The sequence below is a fragment of the Ruegeria sp. CG11 genome (genome assembly GCF_056537245.1).
The window spans coordinates 53857-70347 of record NZ_JBQFRE010000012.1 but is presented as its reverse complement, the minus strand read 5'-3'; the positions used below and the strand labels follow the sequence as shown (position 1 = coordinate 70347).

11 protein-coding genes are annotated in these 16491 nt (G+C 60.0%); 8 read left to right on the top strand and 3 right to left on the bottom strand.

From position 1 onward, the window contains the following. The first annotated feature begins 76 nt into the window (after window positions 1–76). From ACR0KW_RS18835 to ACR0KW_RS18820, 4 genes are all read left to right on the top strand, one after another. A complete protein-coding gene (locus ACR0KW_RS18835) occupies window positions 77–1234 on the top strand; it encodes an aromatic ring-hydroxylating oxygenase subunit alpha (protein WP_480806356.1) in 1158 nt (385 codons plus the stop codon). Then, window positions 1231–2682, top strand: a complete 1452-nt coding sequence (locus ACR0KW_RS18830) for an aldehyde dehydrogenase family protein (protein WP_480806355.1) — start codon at window positions 1231–1233, stop codon at window positions 2680–2682. Before ACR0KW_RS18835 ends, ACR0KW_RS18830 begins: the two co-directional genes overlap by 4 nt. Window positions 2683–2684: 2 nt before the next feature. Beyond that, a complete protein-coding gene (locus tag ACR0KW_RS18825) occupies window positions 2685–2924 on the top strand; it encodes a hypothetical protein (RefSeq protein WP_480806354.1) in 240 nt (79 codons plus the stop codon). Between the two features lie 157 nt (window positions 2925–3081). Continuing rightward, the gene (locus ACR0KW_RS18820; RefSeq protein ID WP_480806353.1) at window positions 3082–5502 is read left to right on the top strand and encodes a GcvT family protein; all 2421 of its coding nucleotides are present in this window, start codon (window positions 3082–3084) and stop codon (window positions 5500–5502) included. A 58-nt stretch (window positions 5503–5560) separates the two neighbouring features. On the opposite strand, the gene ACR0KW_RS18815 is transcribed toward ACR0KW_RS18820, so the two are convergent. The 3 genes from ACR0KW_RS18815 to ACR0KW_RS18805 all read right to left on the bottom strand — a co-directional run bounded on the left by ACR0KW_RS18815 (window position 5561) and on the right by ACR0KW_RS18805 (window position 9485). Continuing rightward, entirely contained in the window at window positions 5561–6880 is a 1320-nt protein-coding gene (locus ACR0KW_RS18815; protein WP_480806352.1) for an aspartate aminotransferase family protein, read from the bottom strand. After that, window positions 6877–8397, bottom strand: coding sequence for a trimethylamine methyltransferase family protein (locus ACR0KW_RS18810; RefSeq protein ID WP_480806351.1), 1521 nt, complete (start codon window positions 8395–8397; stop codon window positions 6877–6879). The genes ACR0KW_RS18815 and ACR0KW_RS18810 overlap by 4 nt, the downstream gene beginning before the upstream one ends. Before the next feature lie 110 nt (window positions 8398–8507). After that, window positions 8508–9485 carry a LysR family transcriptional regulator gene (locus ACR0KW_RS18805; RefSeq protein ID WP_480806350.1) on the bottom strand — a complete coding sequence of 326 codons (978 nt, stop codon included), beginning with the start codon at window positions 9483–9485 and terminating at the stop codon, window positions 8508–8510. Window positions 9486–9646: 161 nt separating this feature from the next. Here ACR0KW_RS18805 and ACR0KW_RS18800 point away from each other — a divergent pair, with 161 nt between their 5' ends. The 4 genes from ACR0KW_RS18800 to ACR0KW_RS18785 are packed head-to-tail and all read left to right on the top strand — an operon-like array spanning window position 9647 to window position 16093. Then, entirely contained in the window at window positions 9647–12040 is a 2394-nt protein-coding gene (locus tag ACR0KW_RS18800) for a GcvT family protein (RefSeq protein WP_480806349.1), read from the top strand. Then, window positions 12037–14451, top strand: coding sequence for a GcvT family protein (locus tag ACR0KW_RS18795; RefSeq protein ID WP_480806348.1), 2415 nt, complete (start codon window positions 12037–12039; stop codon window positions 14449–14451). The genes ACR0KW_RS18800 and ACR0KW_RS18795 overlap by 4 nt, the downstream gene beginning before the upstream one ends. 9 nt (window positions 14452–14460) lie before the next feature. Next, window positions 14461–15225 (top strand): sulfotransferase-like domain-containing protein, encoded by a 765-nt coding sequence (locus ACR0KW_RS18790; protein WP_480806347.1) that lies wholly within the window; start codon window positions 14461–14463, stop codon window positions 15223–15225. 25 nt (window positions 15226–15250) lie between these two features. Beyond that, the gene (locus ACR0KW_RS18785; RefSeq protein WP_480806380.1) at window positions 15251–16093 is read left to right on the top strand and encodes a TetR/AcrR family transcriptional regulator; all 843 of its coding nucleotides are present in this window, start codon (window positions 15251–15253) and stop codon (window positions 16091–16093) included. Window positions 16094–16491 lie beyond the last annotated feature (398 nt).

The following is a 16491-nucleotide window of genomic DNA, read 5'->3' as shown; positions in this document are numbered from 1 at the left end:
TTGGTATTGAAGACGTACCTTTTGCGCTGCCAATGGGAAGGAAATCCAAAGCTAAAGACAAACTCAGGAGTGACTGATGAACAAGCACGCATCGCTTTCGTCCGTTCTGACCCCGGTAAACACAGCCAAGGGGCTGCCGAACGAACATTATATCGACCCCGCCGTTTTCGCCGAGGAACGGGAGTCGGTCTTGTTTGCCAACTGGTCCGGTATCGGCTTTGGCAAAGACATCCCCGACGCTGGCGATGCGAAACCGGTCGATTTCCTGGGAATGCCCATCCTGATGGTCCGCGACCGCAACGGTGAGATCGGCGTGTTCCAGAACACCTGCCGTCACCGCGGCATGATTCTGGTCGACAAACCGCAGAAAATTCGTGGCGCGATCCGTTGCCCCTATCATAGCTGGTGCTATGGCCTGAATGGCGAGCTGCGCACCGCACCGCACGTGGGTGGCCCCGGTCAGAACACGCACGAAGACCTGGATTTCGCCGAACTGGGTCTGGTTCGCATCCGCTCGTACGTCTGGCGCGACGTTGTCTTCGTGAACGTTGACGGCAACGCCCCGGAATTCGAAGAGGTCCACAGTGAGCTGATGGAGCGCTGGAAAGAGTTCGAAAAGCCGATGTATCACGGCGGCGCCGGTGCTTCTGTGCGCCTTGAGTTGGAGTCCAACTGGAAACTGGCCGTCGAGAATTTCTGCGAGAGTTATCATCTGCCTTGGGTTCACCCCGGACTGAACAGCTATTCGCGTCTGGAAGACCACTACAACATTAATGAGCTTGGTAAATACTCGGGTCAGGGAACGCTGGTTTACCGCCAGTTCGAAGGTCAGGACGGTGAAAAGCTGGACGACTTCGAAGGCCTGAGCGACAAGTGGAATGAAGGCGCAGAATACATCGTCGTCTACCCGAACGTGATGCTGGGCGTTCAACGCGACCACGGCTTCGCCTTTATCCTCGAGCCCGTGAACCACGAAAAAACCATCGAGCATATCGAGCTGTACTACGCCAAAAAGCCCGAAGACGCGCCCGAGCATGAACCTTTGCGCGCCAAAAACTCGCAGCTTTGGAAAACCGTGTTCGAGGAAGACGTGTTCGTTGTCGAAGGCATGCAAAAAGGCCGCCACGGTGTTCTGTTCGACGGGGGCCGTTTCTCGCCTGCGATGGACGGGCCGACCCACTGCTTCCACCATTGGGTTGCAACGCAGATCGAAAAAGGTCGCGCAGAAGCATGAGCGACTTTCTGAAGGACGGTCTGGCCAGAAACTTTCTGGCCGGGTCGTGGGTGGACGGCGACAACGGCGCGTTCATTGCCGTCGAAGATCCCGGCAATCAAGATCATGTGGCAGACTGCGCACGCGCGGGTGAAGAAACCGTCGGCAAGGCGCTTGTGGCGGCGCGGTCCTCGTTTGAACGGGGCGATCTGGCCGATATGAACCCGGCGGAACGTGGTCGGTTGATGATCCGCATCGGGCGGGAAATCCGTAACATTGCGGATGAAGGTGCCGATCTGCTTTGCCGGGAAAGCGGCAAGACGCTTGAGGCTGCCCGGGACGAATTCATCGAGGCCGCGCAGTATTTCGAATACTACGGCGGTGTTGCCGACAAGATCGAAGGCAAATCGATCCCACTGGGTCCCGACTATGCGGACTACACCGTGTTTGAACCCTATGGAGTATCGGCGCAGATCGTGCCGTGGAACTTCCCGGTATCGATCGCAGGCCGGTCGTTGGCGCCGTCCATGGCAGCCGGCAACTCAACCATCATCAAATCTCCGGAACTGGACCCCATCGGCCTGGCCATGTTGGGCGTTGCGCTGGAGCGCGCCGAGGTTCCCGCGGGTGCAGTGTCGATCCTGAATGGCATCGGCTCGGATCTGGGTGCAAGGCTTGTGGCAAGCTCGCAGGTCGATCAGATCGTATTCACCGGTTCGGTCCCAACAGGCCAGCACATCCTGCGCTCGGTAGCAGATAATGTGATCCCTTCACTGATGGAACTGGGTGGCAAATCCGCCGCCGTAGCCTTTGACGATGCTGATCTGGATACGCTGATGTCCAGCCTGCAAAGCGGTATTTTCTACAATGCCGGTCAGGTCTGCTCGGCCATGGCGCGGGTGCTGGTGCATCGCTCGATCTATGATCAGGCTGTAGAACACGCCGCAGAACTGGCCAACGGCCTGAGTGTCGGTCACGGTCTTGAAAACCCTGATCACACGCCGGTTATTTCGGCCCTGCAATTGCAGCGCGTGGAAGAGATCACCTCGACCGCCCGTCAGGACGGCGCACGCGTTGCAGCGGGTGGTGCACGACTGGACCGCAAGGGGTATTTCATGGCGCCGACCATTCTGGCAGATGTCGACCCCGCAAGCCGCGTGGCGCAGGACGAGGTATTTGGCCCCGTCACCTGCTTTACTCCGTTCGATACCGAGGCCGAAGCGATCACTATGGCAAATGGCACTGAATTCGGGCTGGTCGCAGGTATTTTCACTCGCGATCTGACACGGGCACATCGGGTGGCACGCAAGCTGCGGGCCGGTCAGGTTTTCGTCAACGAATGGTTCGCCGGAGGCATCTCGACCCCGTTCGGCGGCGTCGGAAAATCCGGTTTCGGTCGTGAAAAAGGGCTGGAGGCGCTTTATAACTACGTTCGCACCAAGAACATTGCGATCTCGCTGAAAGGCTGACCGTGGATCTGGAAGACCTGGATAAACAACTGCTGCAGGCACATGCGGACTACGATGTGCCTGCGCTGATCCGCCTATATCACGAGGCGGCAAATCAGGCAGAACAGCGTCAGGACCACGACGCCGCCTGCTTTTACCTGACGCACGCCTTCGTGTTCGCGCTGGAATACGGCGCACCCGAAGCGGATGAGCTGAACCAAAAGCTCTTCGAACGTGGTCGCGCGCATCGTCTGGAGTTTTGAAACAGCGGGAGCAGTGCCTCTCAGGCAATGCCCTCGCGTTCTTGCCGCTGGCCCTTAGGTTTAACCCACCTCACCCCACCTTGAATTTTGTGGACATTGTCGATGGGCCCCGGTTCGTGAAAGAAACTCAGCGAAACAAAACGCGCGAGATAACAAAATGCGAACAGAAGCTCAGGCCGTAGTCATCGGCGGCGGTGTAATCGGATGCTCGATCCTTTATCACTTAACCAAGTTGGGTTGGTCGGACGTTGTGCTGCTGGAACGGAATGAGTTGACCTCTGGCTCAACCTGGCACGCGGCGGCAAACATCCACGGGCTGCATGACAGCACCAATATCAGCCGTATCCAGCACTACACGATGAACCTGTATAATGCGCTGGAAGAGGAAACAGGCCAAAGCTGTGGCGTGTTCCAGCCCGGCTCGCTGTACCTGGCCCAAACCGAAGAGCGGGAGCATCAGCTGAAGCTGCAGGCGGCCAAAGCCAAGCTTTACGGCATGAACTTCTATGAGATCAGTATCGAAGAGGCGCAGCGCCTGAATCCGTTGGTCAATTACGACGGCATCCGTTGCGTGATGTTCGAACCCGATGGCGGCAACGTCGACCCGTCGGGTGTGACCAACGCCTATGCGGTTGGCGCGCGCCAGCGCGGCGCCGAGATTCACCGCTTTACCCCGGTCATCGCGACCGAACAGCAGGATGACGGCACCTGGGTCGTAAAAACCCCGAAAGGTGAAATTAAAACGCCGTGGGTGGTAAACGCTGCAGGCCTGTGGGGCCGTGAAGTCGCGAAACTGGCCGGGATCGATCTGCCGCTGCAGCCGACCGAGCACCAATATTTCGTGACCGAAGCGATGTCGGACGTTCAGGCCCACGGCACCCGCCTGCCTTCGGTCTCGGATCGTGACGGCGAATACTATTTGCGCCAGGAAGGCAACGGCCTGCTGGTCGGTGCCTATGAGAAGGACATGAAGTTCTGGGCCGAAGAAGGTACCCCGCTGGACTTCGCGCACGACCTGTTCCCCGACGATCTGGAGCGGATCGAAGAGAACATGATGAACGCGATCGAGCGTCTGCCCGCCGTGGGTGAGGCCGGGATCAAGCGGGTCATCAACGGCCCAATGATCTGGTCGCCGGACTCGAACGTGCTGATGGGACCAGTCCCCGAAGTGGACGGCTATTTCTGCTGCAACGGCATCATCCCCGGCTTCTCACAATCCGGTGGTATGGGCCTGATGGCGGCACAATGGATTATCGAGGGTGAGACCGAATACGACATGTTCGCATGGGACATGGCGCGGTTCGACACCTGGGCCACCAAGGAATTCACCATGGCCAAGGTGCAGGACCAATACGCACACCGCTTTGCCATCCACTTCCCGAACGAAGAACGCAGCGCAGGCCGTCCTGCACGCGTGCGCCCGATCTATGAAACCCAGAAAGCCATGGGTGCGGTATTCGGCCTGAACGTCGGCTGGGAACACCCCTTGTGGTTCGCAGATGAACCGGGCGCCGTGGATACCAACGGCTTTACCCGCCAGAACTGGTGGGGGCCAGTGGGCGAAGAATGCAAGATGCTGCGAGATCGCGCGGGCATCATCGATATCTCGAACTTCGCCAAATACATCTGCAAAGGTCCGGGTGCTGCGGACTGGCTGAATGCCGTCTTCGCCAACACCATGCCCAAGGCGGTGGGTAGGTCGTGCCTGACCCCGCTGATTTCGAAACGCGGCGGCATCGCAGGTGACTTCACCGTGACCCGCGTGGCAGAGGATGAGTTCTGGATCATCGGTTCAGGTATGGCAGAGCGCTATCACAAGCGGTTTTTCAAGCAGGTCCCCCTGCCCGAAGGCACAACCTTCGAAAGCCAGACCGAAGCGATCTGCGGCTTCAATGTCGCTGGCCCGAAATCGCGCGAGATCCTGCAGCGCCTGACCAACGCTTCACTGGCGACCGAGGACTTCCCGTTCATGCATTCGGCCAAGATCGAACTGGCGGGCGTCGAGGTTCTGGCCCTGCGCGTGTCGTTCACCGGCGATCTGGGGTGGGAACTGCACTGCGCCACCGAAGATCAGGCCCGCTTGTATGACGCACTGATCGAAGCAGGAAGAGAATTCGACGCGGGCCCGGTTGGCAGCCGCGCGCTGATGTCGATGCGAGTCGAAAAGGGCTATGGTTCGTGGAGCCGCGAATACAGCCCGGAATACTGGCCGCATGAGGTGGGACTGGACCGTTTGTGCAAGCTCGAAAAGGACTTCCTTAACAAGGGCGCCGCGCAGAAAGTGCTGGAAAACCCAGCGCGCGAACAGCTGGTTCTGCTGCATCTGGACGAGGCCGACGTGACCACCTCTAACGCGGACGCAACCGGTGGCGAACCTATCTTTAAGGATGGTGAAGGCATTGGGCGCGTAACCTCGGGCACCTATGGCTACACCGTCGGCATGTCGCTGGCCTTGGGTTACGTCAAGAACGCCCAGCCGGGGGATGAGGTCGAAGTCATGGTCCTCGGACGCCCGCACAAGGCGGTTATCCTGCATGAGCCGCCCTTTGATGCGGCGGGTAAAGTGCTGCGGGGCTAAGCCAACCCGTTTTGAGTACAGAGCCAGCCGCATCGGCTGACTCTTTTACTTTCAGGCGTTATCCCGTGGCGCGACTGAAGGCCTGATCCAGACCATCCGCCACGTGATCGACATCCTCCATCGACAGGCACATCGGCGGGACCATGCGCAAGCAGGATTGGTACGCGCCCGATTTCGACAGGATAATCCCGCTTTCGCGCGTGGCCTCGAACACGGCGGCGGTGGTTTGCGGGTCCGGCTCTTTGGTCTTGCGGTCCTTGACCATCTCAACGGCCAGCATCAGGCCGCGTCCCCTTACATCGCCGATGACCGGGTACTTTTCCTTCAGCACGTGCAAGCGCACCAGCAACGCGGCCCCCACGTCGCGGGCGTTTTCGCGCACCTTGTCCTCTTTGATCACCTGCAGAACAGCCCGCCCTGCCGCGCAGGAGGTCGGATTGGCACCGTAAGTGTGGAACATGAACTTCTCAGCCATTGGGGCCGCAATTTCCTTGCGCGCGACCACCGCGCCCAACGGAAAGCCGTTGCCGATGCCTTTGGCCATGACCACGATATCCGGGATGACGCCATCGGCCTCAAACCCCCACATGTGATCCCCGGTGCGCCCGAACCCGGATTGCACCTCATCCGCGATATAGAGCCCTCCGGCCGCCCGCACCCGTTCGGCGGCACCAGTCATATACCCCTTGGGCATTTCGACAATGCCGCCATAGCCCTGCACGCTTTCCACGAAAATCCCGGCGACGCGGCCGGTTGTGGCTGCGTGTATGGTGCGCTCGATCTCGTCCAGATAGGGCTGCGCGCCCGCGTTTTCGCCAAAGATGCCGCGATACTGATGCGGGTCAGGCACAAAGGCGACGTTGCCCGGCATCCCCGGATGCCGCCAGCCCGAAATCCCGGTGATCGATTGCGCCGCAGCCGTCGGGCCGTGATAGGCCGACCGCAACGCCAGCAGATCAAGGTTACCGGTATAACTGCGCGCCATGGTCATGGCGAGGTCAACCGCCTCGGAACCGGAATTGGTGAAATGCACCACCCATTCGATGTCACCGTTGGGGTTTGGCATGGTGGCGACCAGTTCCTCGGCAAAATGAGCGGGCACCGGGTGGTAGAACATGGTGGTGCAGTGGGTCAGTTCCTGCGCCTGCTCCATCGCCGCTGCGACCACCTTGGGGTGGCTATGCCCGACCGAGATGCAGACATTCATGCCCAGAAGGTCGGTATATTTGCGCCCCTCAACGTCCCAGAGGTACTGCATGGAGCCCTTCTTGAAGACCATCGGCTCTTTGAAGGGGACGAACTTGCGTTGGCTTGCGGCATAGAAGATGTCTCGCCGCCGGGCGGTGTCGTTCAGGGTCCAGTCGGTTTGCATGCTCATGGCTGTTCTCCTTCGATTTCCCGGCTGCGGCGGGTGACGAATTCATCAAGGGCTTCGCGGATTCCGGCGTCCATGGCCGGGGCTTCGTAGTCTTCGATCAACTGTTTCACCCGGGCGGTGGCACGGTCATGCTGCCAATGGGCACCCTCGGCGGCCCATTGTTCGTAGGTGCCGTTGTCGGACATGTCGCCCATCCAGAAGGCTGTCTCGAAGTTGTCCTGCGTGTGCTGCGCGCCAAGGAAATGGCCGCCCGGCTCCACCTCGGAAAACGCCTCCATCGCCTGCGCGCTTTCCGAGAAATCGACGCCCTGAACAAAGCGCTGCATCGCCGCGCAGCGATCCGCATCCATGACGATCTTTTCATAACCGGTGGTCAGCAGCCCTTCGAGGCAACCCGTGGCGTGAATGATGAAATTCACCCCAGCCAACGCGGCCCCCATCAATTGGGCCTGACTTTCATACCCCGCTTGCGCGTCCGGCACTTTTGAGGCGGTCAGCCCTCCAACCGAGTGAAACGGCAGGCCCAACCGGTCCGCCAGCGTTTTGGCGCACATCTGGAACTGGGTACCTTCCGGCGTGCCGAATGTCGGCGCTCCGGTCTTGAGCGATATAGGCGAAAAGAACGTGCCAAAAGCAGCCGGGGCACCGGGGCGGATGATCTGGATTAGAGCAACGGACGCCAGCACCTCGGCCAGAACCTGCGCCAACGTAGCAGCCACCGAAACCGGCGACATCGCGCCCCCCAGCACGAACGGAGAGACCACCGTGCACTGCCCTGCCCGTGCGTATTCCTTCAGTGCCCACAGCATGGTTTCATCCATCACCAAAGGCGCGTTGGTGTTGACCACCGAATACAGCACGCAGTTTTGGTCAACGAAGTCGGCACCCATGGCGATCTTGCACATCTCGATCGTGTCGCGGGCCCGCTCGGGCGCGGTCACTGCCCCCATGAAGGGTTTGTCGTTCATAGTCAGATGGGTGTGGGCCATGTGCAGGTGACGCACCGGCACGGGAACATCGACCGGTTCCACCACCACCCCTCCGGAATGGTTCACCGCACCCAACTGATGGTGCAGCTTGGTGATGTTCTGAAAGTCGGCCAGCGTGGCGTAACGGCGCCCGTTTTCCATGTCATGCACGAATGGCGGGCCGAAACTGGGGGCATAGACCTGAGCTTGCCCGCCAATCTGAATGGACCGGGCCGGGTTGCGGGCGTGTTGGGTAAAGACAGACGGCGCGGTTTTGATCTTGTCGCGGCACCAGCCGGGGTCAAACCGCACCCGCTCACCCTCGACCCGCGCGCCGTGGGCCTTGAACAGGTCCAGCGTGTCGGGGTCACCGCGAAACTCCATGCCGATCTCGTCCAGAATTCGGTCGGCATTGCGTTCAATGATAGCGATAGCTTCGTCGTCGATCAGACTGACCAAACCGATCCGCCGCGTCACATAGGGGGCGGATACCGCCCCCTTGGCGGCCCGCGCTTGAACGCGCGATTTGCGGCCTGAACGACGTGACATGTGGTGCCTCCCCAATTCCTGTTGGATACGGCGCGGGAGTCCGTGCCGGTTCCCTGACTATGCATTGGAAACGGGTCGCGAACAGGGGGAGAGGCCTTTGATCGGAAATCCTAATGATTGGGATTAGTGCCGGTGAAGTATGTGATCTGATCCGCGATGTCCGGAAAGCGGTGTTCGAAATGCGTACGCAGAATATCAGCACATTGATGGGCCAGACAGGCCGGGATATCGCCCAGATCCTCTTTGCGCGACACCACCTGCACGCCGCGTTTGAAGCCGGAAAACGGCAACGGCACAATGCGCAGCGGCATCCCTTCGGCCACGCCGTCGATCAACAGTGAGGGCGTCAGAATCGCGAAACATTTGCCGGTCACCACACCGGCCACCACCATCGAGGACCGGTCCGCCTCGATCGCGCGGGGCAGGTTCAGGCGGCACCGTTGCAGGTGCTGATCAGTGCGTCGTCCCACTGGGGTCAGCGCACCAAACCGCACGAGTGACATGCGTTCGGAAATGGCGTGGATGTCGTCCTCGGGACCGGCGTAATCTTCGGGCAAAACCAGAAAAAACGGTTCCTCCATAACGGGATAGGTGTCATAGTCGTCGCTCATCACAAACAGCTCCGAAGTAACGGCAATATCGATCTTTCGCGCGGTCAGCGCGCTTTGGTGGTCGCTGGCCAAGCCCGCCGACAGGATCAATTCAGGCACCCGCAGATCATGCTCGACAAAGTCGAAAAGGCCCGGCGTCAGCGTCGTGGCGATTGAGGCCAGAAGCCCAACGCGCAACACCGGCAGCGAAGCGGCCTTCAGGTGGCGCAGGTCCGATTTCAGGTCTTCGATCTCATTGAGGATGCGATATCCATGCCGCTGCATGGCCTCGCCTGCATGGGTCAGTCCAAGCGGCCTGTGAGATCGGTCGACCAATGTCACGCCAAAGGCGCTTTCCAGGTTTTTCAGATGCTGCGAGGCTGCCGATTGGGTAATCCCCAAGGCATGGGCCGCCGCCGTCACATGGCGCATTTCCGCGACGGCCATGAACACTTCGATGGCCCGGAACAGATTAATTTCAGTCTCATTGCGCGTCATTTGCGCCCTCTTTCCCGTTAATTGAAGCCGATTGCGCGATACGCCCCGGGCAGGAACGGCGCAAGCTCTGCTTATCATTAGTTGTAGTTATGATGATAGGTGACACTTGATCCCTTTCATGTCGCGGCGAACATGGACGGCAAGAGCGAGGAGTGCCATTCATGGCGGGAACCATCATCATCGGAGGCGGCGCGATCGGGCTGAGCCTGGCCTATCATCTGGCCTCGGCCGGGGCGACAGATGTGCAGGTGCTTGAGCGCAACCAGCTGACCTCGGGCACCAGTTGGCACGCGGCCGGAATTGTCGGCCCGTTGCGCGCGACGCCGAACATGACCCAGTTGGCGATGTATGCCGGAACGCTTTTCCCGAGGCTGGAAGAGGAATCTGGACTATCCACCGGGTATCGTCAAACCGGTGGTTATTGGCTGGCGCGTGATCACAACCGAATGGATGAACTGCATCGCATTGCGTCGCTGGGTCGACATCTTGGGCTGACGCCATCCATCCTGTCTCCCGACAAGATCATCCTCCCCGGCCTCAATACAAATGGCTTGGTCGGCGCTTTGCGGATTGAAGAGGACGCCAATGTAAACCCTGTGGATCTGTGCATGGCCTACGCCAAGGCCGCCCGCGCCAAGGGGGTGCAGATCCGGGAAGGTGTGCGGGTGGACCGGTTGTTGGTCGAAGGCGGCGGGATCAAAGGTGTCGCTCTGGCCGACGGGACCGAGTTGTTGGCGGATCGCGTGGCGTTATGTGCCGGAGCCTGGTCCAAAAAACTGGCTGATGCAGCGGGGGTAGCCCTGCCCTTGCAGGCGGTGGAACATATGTATGTGGTGACCGAGCCGATGGCCGGATTGCCCAACCCCTATCCAGTATTGCGTGATCTGGACCGTGGTTTCTACGTCAAAGGCGATGCGGGCAAGCTGGTGATCGGTGGCTTTGAGCCGAACGCGAAATGCTGGGATGCCTTCGGCCCCGAGGGCGACCGCCCGTTTCTGGAACTGCCCGAGGACTGGGATCAGTTCATGCCCTTCATGGAGGGTGCTTTGGAATTGATCCCGGCGCTGTCCGAAACGGGCATCCAGCATTTCATGAACGGTCCCGAGAGCTTCACCCATGACACTCGCCCCCTGATCGGTCAGACCCCCGAAGTGGACGGGCTGTATGTGGCCACGGGTATGAACTCGGTCGGCGTCATGTCATCTGCCGGTGTCGGACGGGTTCTGGCCGATTGGATGATCGCGGGCGAAGCGCCGATGGACCTGTGGGAGGTGGACGTGGCGCGCGTCGATCCGCTGGTTGCTGCCACCAGCCATATCGAAACCCGGATGGAAGAGGCGGTCAGCGACGCCTTTGCCCTGCACTGGCCGTTCAAACAGTCCAAGGCCGGGCGCGGTCTGCGCAAATCTGCGTTGCACGACAAATGGGCGGCGGCAGGGGCCGAATTCGGCCTCACCGCAGGTTGGGAACGCGGGCTGTGGTATGCGCGGGGCGATAGCGAACGGGAATTGCCCTACTCCGTCGGAGAACAGCCCTGGCAGGAGATCATCCACCGCGAGGCCGCGATCATGGAGCATGGCACGGCTCTGATCGACCTGTCGCCATTCGGTAAGTTCGACATCACCGGGCCGGATGCGTTGGCGCTGGTGCAATATCTGGCAACTGCCGATTTGGACGTCGCGCCCGGACGCGCGGTCTATACGCCGCTTTTGAATGCACGCGGAGGGGTTGAGGCCGACGTCACGGTCCTACGCCTTGGCTCGGATCATTTCCGCATGGTGTCCGGAGCCGCAACCCGGCAGAAGGACTTTGCGTGGCTCCGGCGTCACGGCACACGGCGTAACGTAGTGATCCAGGACGTCACCCAAGACGAGGTGGTGATCGGCGTGATGGGCGCCGGGTCACGTAATGTTCTGGCGGCATTGTCTGACGCCGACTGGCAGGACTTCCCGTTCTCCAACGCCCGTGACGTTATCGTGGCCGGCATCCCCTGCCGCGCGCTGCGGGTGAGTTTCGTGGGGGAGTTGGGGTGGGAACTTTACATCCCCACTCAACAAGGCGCGCCAGTATTCGATGCACTCTACGCGCAAGGTGCGCGGCCGATGGGCCATTTCGCGCTGGATGGGTGCCGGATCGAGAAAGGGTTCAAACATTGGGGCCATGATCTTGGCCCCGATATTTCTCCGCTGGAGGCCGGGCTGGGCTTTGCCGTGGCGTGGGACAAAGAGTTTTTGGGCAAGGCGGCACTGGTCCGGCAAAAGGCCGAAGGCCCGCGTCGTCGCGCGGTGATCTTTGAGCTGCCGGACAAACCGCTCATTCTGCATGACGAATTGATCCACGAAGGTGGTCGCGTGGTCGGTGCCACCACTTCGGGCGCACGCGGTGCCCGCACCCGCAAGACTTACGCGCTCGGGCTGGTCGAGATTGCTACGGGCGAGACCCTGCCCCAGACCTGCGACCGCAGCTTCACCATCGAGGTGGCCGGCAAACACTATCCGGCGATCCCGCTGATGCGCCCGCCTTTTGACCCCAAGAACGAACGGATAAAATCATGACGGTCACGCAAGCTCAGGTCCTGATCATCGGCGGCGGCGCCATGGGGGTGTCGCTGATGTACCACCTGACCAAGGCGGGCTGGTCCGATGTGGTGCTGACGGAAAAGAACGATCTGACCCATGGGTCAACCTGGCACGCGGCGGGGCTGTGCACGCATTTCGCCCACAACCCGACCATTCAGGAACTGCGCGCCACCTCGGTTCGGCTGTATCGTGATATCCTGCCGGAAGAGACCGGCGGCACCTGCGGATTTCACCGCTCGGGCGCGATGCGGATCACCTCGAACCCGGACCGGATGGATGAATTCGCCCATGTGGCGGGGCTGAGCCGGTTCACCGGCTATGATCTGCAGATGCTGACCCCTGACGATGTAGAGCGCCTGCATCCGCTGGCCCGGTCCGAAGGCCTGTTGGGGGGGATTTACGAACCCGATGACGGCCATGTGGACCCGACACTGGCAACCAATGCAATGGCGCAGGTGGCGCGCCGGAATGGCGCCACGATCCTGCGCTACAACCCTGTGACCTCAATCCGACGCGAGGACGATCTCTGGGTAGTCGAGACCGAAAAGACCACAATTCACGCCCACCATTTGGTCAACGCCGCAGGCACTTGGGGCTGGGAAATCGGTCACATGATGGGGCTGAACATCCCTTCGGTTCCGGTGCTGCACCAATACCTTGTAACCGACACAGTCGGAGCCGTGGCAGATCGTATCGCGGCGGGCCTGCCCGAACTGTCGATGATCCGCGATCCGGAAGAAAGCTGGTATGTGCGGCAGGAACGCGACGGGCTGATCCTTGGTCCCTATGAAAAGAATGCCGAGGCTTGGTCGATCGACGGTTGCCCGCCCGACTTTGGGGCCGACCTGATGCCGCCCGATCTGGACCGGGTCGAAGACATCATCATGATGGCGATGGCACGTATTCCGGCGCTGGAAACCGGCGGGATCAAATCGGTGGTCAATGGCCCAATTACCTTCACCCCTGATGCCAACCCGCTGATCGGCCCCGCCCACGGGCTGCCCAACGCCTGGCTGTTGACTGGGTCCTCGATGGGAGTGATGGAGGGCGGAGGCGCGGGCTGGTTCCTGTCCCATTGGATGACGCATGGTGCGCCGCCGATGGATGCGTTGGCCGTGGACAGCCGCCGGTTCGGCAGCTGGGCCGACCGCGACTATCGTGTGCAGAAGGCCATCGAGTGCTTCGGCTTGCAGTTCGGCGTACATTACCCGCACGAAGAACGCCCCGCCGCACGCGGCAAACGGCTGTCGCCGGTCCATGACCGGATGGTCGCACGGGGCGCGGTGATGGGCGCCGCTTATGGCTGGGAACGGCCCAACTGGTTTTCGGGCAAACAGGGGGACGAAGCCGCACCAAGCTTCCGCCGATCCAACTGGTTCGACCGGGTGGCGGTGGAATGTGAAACCGTCGCCAACCACGTCGGGCTGGCCGATATGTCGGTCTTTGCCAAGTTCGACGTAACCGGCCCTGACGCACGCGCTTTCGTGGACAACATTGGCGCGAACCGAGCACCGAAGCCCGGGCGGATCGGCCTGACTCATGCCCTGACTCCGGCAGGCGGAACTCAGTCGGAATTTACCGTATCGGTTCTGGCAGAGGATCACGTCTACCTGACGTCAGCCGCAGCTGCGGAAGAGATGGATGACGATCTGCTACGCGCCCGTGCCGAAGGATTTGACGTCACCATCACCCGCGTGACCGAGGATTTCGGGGTGCTTGGCCTGATGGGGCCGAAGTCGCGGGATGTACTGGCTACGCTAACCAATATCGATCTTGGGGCGAACTTCCCCTGGTTGTCTGTGCGAGAAATCGACGTGGCTGGTATTCCCATCCGGGCGCTGAGGGTGTCCTATGTCGGCGAACTCGGCTGGGAGTTACATGTAAAATCTGCCGACATGCCTACCCTGTTTGATGCGGTGAAAGAGGCCGGAAAACCGCATGGTCTGGGCTTTTTCGGCGCCTATGCGATGAACGCGATGCGGCTTGAAAAAGGCTATCGCGCCTGGGGTGCGGATTTCACCACTGAACGCACCCCGACGGAAACGGGAGCGGGTCCGATGATCAAGATGGATCATGAGTTCAACGGCAAGGATGCCCTGGCCACACGGATGCAGGCCGAAGATCGCTGGGACATGGTGTTGCTGGACGTGGAAACCACCGACGTCGATCCGTATTTCGCCCACGGTGTCTATCAGGGCGACCGCGTTGTCGGCATCGTCACCTCGGCCGCTTTCGGGCATCGCACCGGCAAAACACTGGCGCTGGCCTATCTGCGCGACCGGACCGCGCGGAGCGGGCTGAGTGTCGAGGTTCTGGGTCAAAGGCGCGGCGCGGTAATTCTTGACCAACCGCCCTATGACCCGGACAACAAACGCATGAAGAACTGAAGGTATCCCATGGCGACACACCCGATTATCGTGCTTTGGTCTCATCCCCGATCCATGTCCACCGCGACCGAGCGGATCATGCGGGAACGCGGCGATATGGACTGCGCCCACGAGCCGTTCATGTATGACTATTACGTGCATCGCAAAAGGCGTGTCATGCCCCATTTCGATGTGCAGGAGGGCCATCCCACGCGGTATGAGGACATACGCGACATGCTCCTGTCCCGGGCCGACGCCCGTCCGGTGTTTTTCAAGGACATGGCCTATTACGTTTTGCCTCACATTCTTGAAGATACGGCGTTTCTCAACCGCTTGACCCACGGATTTCTGGTGCGCGATCCCGTGGCCTCGATTGCGTCATACCACCGGCTGGATCCAGAGGTGACGGAGGAGGAAATCGGGCTCGCGGCGCAGCGACAGCTGTATGACGGGATCAAGGCAGCCACTGGTCAGGCCGCTCCGGTCATTTCGGCCGAAGATATGCGCGACGACCCTCGCGGTGTGATGGCTGCACTGTGGCGCGCGTGGGGGCTGGCGCCTGCGGATCACGCCTTTGACTGGCAAGGCGATGTGCCAAAAGACTGGGGCCAGGTCGAAGGATGGCATGGTGACGTGAGCCAGGCGACCGGTATCCGCCCGATCGAGGAAGGTGAGCACCAGCGCCAGATCGACGCGTTTGAAGCCCAGGCCGCAACCGCGCCGCAACTGCGCGCATACCTCGATCATCACCTTCCGCACTATCAGGAACTGAAGTCAAAAAAGCTGACGATCTGACGATCCGGATGGCCCATTGGCCCTGATGAAACAACCATTCGGGTTCGGACAGCCCCACACCGCGCGTGATAGCGGCCGCGCGCAGCCGCAGCGTTGTCGCGATTTCTCGAGCAATCAGAGATGTTTAAACGGTTTTAACGTCACGGGGCGCACGGCAACAGACTTGGTAGTCAGACGCTATCAAACGGTGTATCAAAAACTCTGCGCATTGTGTGCTGGATGCGCATTGACAGCGACTTCGCAGTTGCACCCATTAGGCCGCCTTATGAAACTTACTGAAATCAAAAGACAAAACATCATCGAAGCTGCGGTTGAAGAATTCCGCGAGCATGGATTTCATGGCGCCAACACGACAAGAATCGCCAAACGTGCCAGTGTTTCAAGCCGAACGCTCTACAATCACTTCGAAAGCAAGGATGCCTTGTTCGATGCGATTGCCCAGATCATGATCGAGCGAAACAGCGTCATGGCCCCGGTCCCCTATGATCCCGACCGTGACCTGAAGGAACAGCTTGTAAACGCGCTTGAACAGTATGTCGTGATGATCACCGACAAAGAGACGTTGGGATTGAACCGCATGGTCAATGCGGAACTCCTCCGCGATCTTGATCGGTCGCGGGCATTTTATGCCGAACTGACGACTCATGATTACCCGATAACGCAACTTATCGCCGGTGCCATGGAAGCCGGATCATTGCGAAAGGCCGACCCTATATACGCGGCCAGCCAGCTTCTTGCATTGGTCAAGGCGTTCTTCTTTTGGCCGGTTTATTTGCTTGGCGAGCGCCGAGATACCGCTGGCGTGATGGAAGACTGTGTGGATATGTTTCTGTCCCATTACGCCGCTGGTGAGCAAACAGCCACATAGTGACGGCGGCGCTGTTCATGTGAGAGGCCACGTTTAGGACCTTTACAACGCCACTGCCTGCCAGCGTGAGGTGCGTAAACGGGTTTAAAACTTCATCACATCGCTTGGTTGTCCACCCGGTCAACTCGGACATCGAAATCTCAGCCTTCGGGTATTGTTTCGTCGAGCCCCCAACCTACGGTGCCCGTTTCCTTTGGAGTATATAAATTTGAGTTCACTACATAACGTCAGTTTGAAACTTGCCAAACTGCAATTAACACTCCGCGCGCGAACTTAGAGCCTACATCGTCTGAGCTTGCAACATTTAGGCCGAGCTTCGATCTTAGAGAACTTGCCAGCAATCAAAAAATGTCTTTGAGGGAAGACATCGGTGACTACAGGCGGTTTGGGGGTGGTCC

Bases quoted from the DNA above. Each gene is read 5' to 3' on its own strand.
- ACR0KW_RS18785 (WP_480806380.1), top strand. From the start codon at position 15,251: ATGAAACAACCATTCGGGTTCGGACAGCCCCACACCGCGCGTGATAGC.
- ACR0KW_RS18820 (WP_480806353.1), top strand. From the start codon at position 3,082: ATGCGAACAGAAGCTCAGGCCGTAGTCATCGGCGGCGGTGTAATCGGA.
- ACR0KW_RS18800 (WP_480806349.1), top strand. From the start codon at position 9,647: ATGGCGGGAACCATCATCATCGGAGGCGGCGCGATCGGGCTGAGCCTG.
- ACR0KW_RS18830 (WP_480806355.1), top strand. From the start codon at position 1,231: ATGAGCGACTTTCTGAAGGACGGTCTGGCCAGAAACTTTCTGGCCGGG.
- ACR0KW_RS18790 (WP_480806347.1), top strand. From the start codon at position 14,461: ATGGCGACACACCCGATTATCGTGCTTTGGTCTCATCCCCGATCCATG.
- ACR0KW_RS18835 (WP_480806356.1), top strand. From the start codon at position 77: ATGAACAAGCACGCATCGCTTTCGTCCGTTCTGACCCCGGTAAACACA.
- ACR0KW_RS18810 (WP_480806351.1), bottom strand. From the start codon at position 8,397: ATGTCACGTCGTTCAGGCCGCAAATCGCGCGTTCAAGCGCGGGCCGCC.
- ACR0KW_RS18805 (WP_480806350.1), bottom strand. From the start codon at position 9,485: ATGACGCGCAATGAGACTGAAATTAATCTGTTCCGGGCCATCGAAGTG.
- ACR0KW_RS18795 (WP_480806348.1), top strand. From the start codon at position 12,037: ATGACGGTCACGCAAGCTCAGGTCCTGATCATCGGCGGCGGCGCCATG.
- ACR0KW_RS18815 (WP_480806352.1), bottom strand. From the start codon at position 6,880: ATGAGCATGCAAACCGACTGGACCCTGAACGACACCGCCCGGCGGCGA.